Consider the following 2,619-nt stretch of genomic DNA (forward strand, 5'->3'; position numbering starts at 1 on the left):
AACATCGCCCAGAACGGAATCTTGTACACCGTCTCCGTGCGGCCGGCTCTGGCCGCGGCCGCCTCCCCTTCGGCCACCTGCGCGAAGTCGATGGTCCGGTATTCGGGAATGAACGCCCCGTCGACGATGATGTCCTTGCTGCCGGTCCCGCTCAGCCCGATGACATCCCACGAGTCCTCGACAATGGTGTAGTCCTTCCGGGGCAGTACCACATGCATCACCTTGATCGGCTGCGCGGGCTTCCCGTCGGGCCCGGCGACGAGGGCGCCCAGGAAGATCCAGTCGCAGTGATCGGTGCCAGATGAGAAGTTCCATCGACCCTTGAGGGTGTAGCCGCCGTCGGTCGGCGTCGCCACGCCCTGCGCGGCATAGGGCGACGCAATCCAGGTTTCCGGGTTCTCGCCCCAGACCTCGGCCTGCAGTTTGCGATCCATCAGCGCCATCTCCCACGGATGCACACCGCCGACGCCACAGACCCACCCTGTCGAGCCGCAGACCTTGGCTACCGCCATGACCGCTTCCGCGAAATCGCGCGGATGCGCGGCGTAACCGCCGAAGTCGGTGGGCTGTAGCATCCGCATCACGCCGGCCTGACGAATCAGCTTCACGCTGTCGTCGGACAGTTTGCCCAGGCGTTCGGTTTCATCGGCCGTCGACGCCAGCTGCCCGGCGATCTCTTCGACTTGGCCAATGACTACGTGCGACATCGACGTACCTCCGGTATTGGTATCAGGCAAAAGGGTTATCGCCTGTTGGGGACATTCCTCACAGTAGGTCGCTACTCCTTCTCGTCGGGTCCGAAATCCCGCTGGTTGGAAGGACCCCGCTACGAGGTGATTCGACGAGCGGAACCGTTTCGGTCACTGAAATCGTCGCGGTTCTCGGGTGGGGTAGGGCCTTACCATCGGGCGACCCCGAGGCGAAAGGGACACCATGGTGCATTGGGACGCCGAGTGTGACGTTCTGGTCGTCGGTTCCGGGGGAGGTGCCCTAACCGGTGCGTACACTGCCGCCCGCGAGGGACTGCGGGTCATCGTCGTTGAGGCGACCGACCGAATTGGCGGGATGACAGCGTACTCCGGTGGCGGGATGTGGTTTCCGTGCAATCCCGTGCTGCGCCGGGCGGGCGACGATGACACGATCGAAGATGCGTTCGCCTACTTCCGGGCAGTAGTGGGCGACCAGACACCGGCCGACCTGCAGGAGGCGTTCGTGACCGGTGGCGCCCCGCTGGTCGAATATCTCGAAGAAGATCCGGCGTTCGAGTTTCGGGTGTTGCCGTGGCCGGACTACTTCGGCGCCGCGGCGCACGCGTGTCCCAAGGGCCGCCAGATCATTCCGGCCCCGTTTCCGGCCGATCGGCTTGGTGGGCAACGTGAGTTGCTGCGGGCTCCGCTGGCCACCGATCGCGGCACCGAGGATCCGCCTGAACAGCTCAGCGGCGGGCAGGCTTTGATCGGCCGCTTTCTGCTGGCATTAGAAAAGCTGCCGAACGTACAGCTATGGGTAAACGCGCGCTGCGATGAACTGATCCGTCTCGGCGGTCGGGTGACCGGCGCGGTGATCAGCACGCCCAGGGGTAATCGCCGCATTCGGGCCGACCGTGGGGTCCTGATTGCAGCAGGTGGTTGTGAGCGAAATGACTTGCTGCGCAAGGCGTTCAGAGTGCCAGGATCCAGCCGTGACTCCATGGCACCGCCCGGCAACTGCGGCGCTGCGCTGGAGGCCGCAGTGAAGATCGGCGCGGATGTAGACCTGATGGCAGAGGCTTGGTGGGCACCCGGGCTGACCCATCCCGACGGCAGCTCGACGTTCTCGCTGTGGTTTTCCGGCGGTATCTTTGTCAACGACGCGGGGCGGCGATTCACCAACGAATCCACGGCCTACGATCGCGCCGCCCGCGATGTGCTGGCAGAGATGCGGACCGGCCGTATTTCGCTGCCCTACTGGCTGATCTACGACAGCCGGGGTGGCCAGGCACCGCCGGTCCTGTTCACCGGCGTCCCGTTGGCTGACCCCGACGATTACTCCCAGGCCGGACTGTGGCATGCCGCTGACACGTTGGCCGAACTCGCCGCCAAGATCGGGGTTACGGCCGATCAGTTGAGCGAAACCGTCAAGCGCTTCAACGGGTTTGCCGCCTCTGGAGTCGACGAGGACTTCGGCCGGGGCGCCGAGCCGTTCGACAAGTCGGTTCCGGGCAGCCCCAATCCGCTTGTGCCGATCGACCAACCGCCGTTTCGGGCCGCCGCATTCGGGTTGTCGGATCTGGGTACCAAGGGTGGCCTGCGGACCGACGCCCGTGCGCGCGTGATCGACGCGAACGGAAACGTCATCCCCGGCCTGTACGCCGCGGGCAACTCGATGGCAGCGGTGAGTGGGAGAACCTATCCCGGTGGCGGTAACCCGGTCGGCGCATCGATGGTCTTCAGTCACCTTTCGGCGCTGGACATGGTGGAAAGCCGAGGGCCCGAAGCGCGTTGACGCCCGCGGTTACATGTGTGAGCCGCCGTCGACCCGCACCTCGGTCCCAGTGATGAAGTACGCCTCGGGGGCGCCGAGCATCGCGACCACGGCCGCCACTACGTCGGGTTTGGCGAAGATCACGCCGTCGGGCAG

1 protein-coding gene and 2 pseudogenes are annotated in these 2,619 nt (G+C 65.3%); 1 reads left to right on the forward strand and 2 read right to left on the reverse strand.

Going from position 1 to position 2,619, the window contains the following annotated elements; all coding sequences use genetic code 11:
• A pseudogene (locus ACLP4W_RS30875) lies at positions 1–707 on the reverse strand (hydroxylase); the annotation flags it as partial.
• Between the two features lie 226 nt (positions 708–933).
• Between ACLP4W_RS30875 and ACLP4W_RS30880 the strand changes: the two are divergent.
• Positions 934–2,484: an FAD-binding protein gene (locus tag ACLP4W_RS30880; protein ID WP_442391498.1), complete on the forward strand. Its 1,551-nt coding sequence runs from the start codon at positions 934–936 to the stop codon at positions 2,482–2,484.
• A gap of 9 nt (positions 2,485–2,493) precedes the next feature.
• Here ACLP4W_RS30880 and ACLP4W_RS30885 read toward each other — a convergent pair.
• Positions 2,494–2,619: pseudogene (locus ACLP4W_RS30885) on the reverse strand (short-chain dehydrogenase); the annotation flags it as partial.

The sequence above is a fragment of the Mycobacterium sp. genome (assembly GCF_052145595.1).
Lineage (GTDB): Bacteria > Actinomycetota > Actinomycetes > Mycobacteriales > Mycobacteriaceae > Mycobacterium.

Excerpts from the sequence above, each read along its gene's own strand:
- ACLP4W_RS30880 (WP_442391498.1), top strand. The coding sequence starts at position 934 with ATGGTGCATTGGGACGCCGAGTGTGACGTTCTGGTCGTCGGTTCCGGG.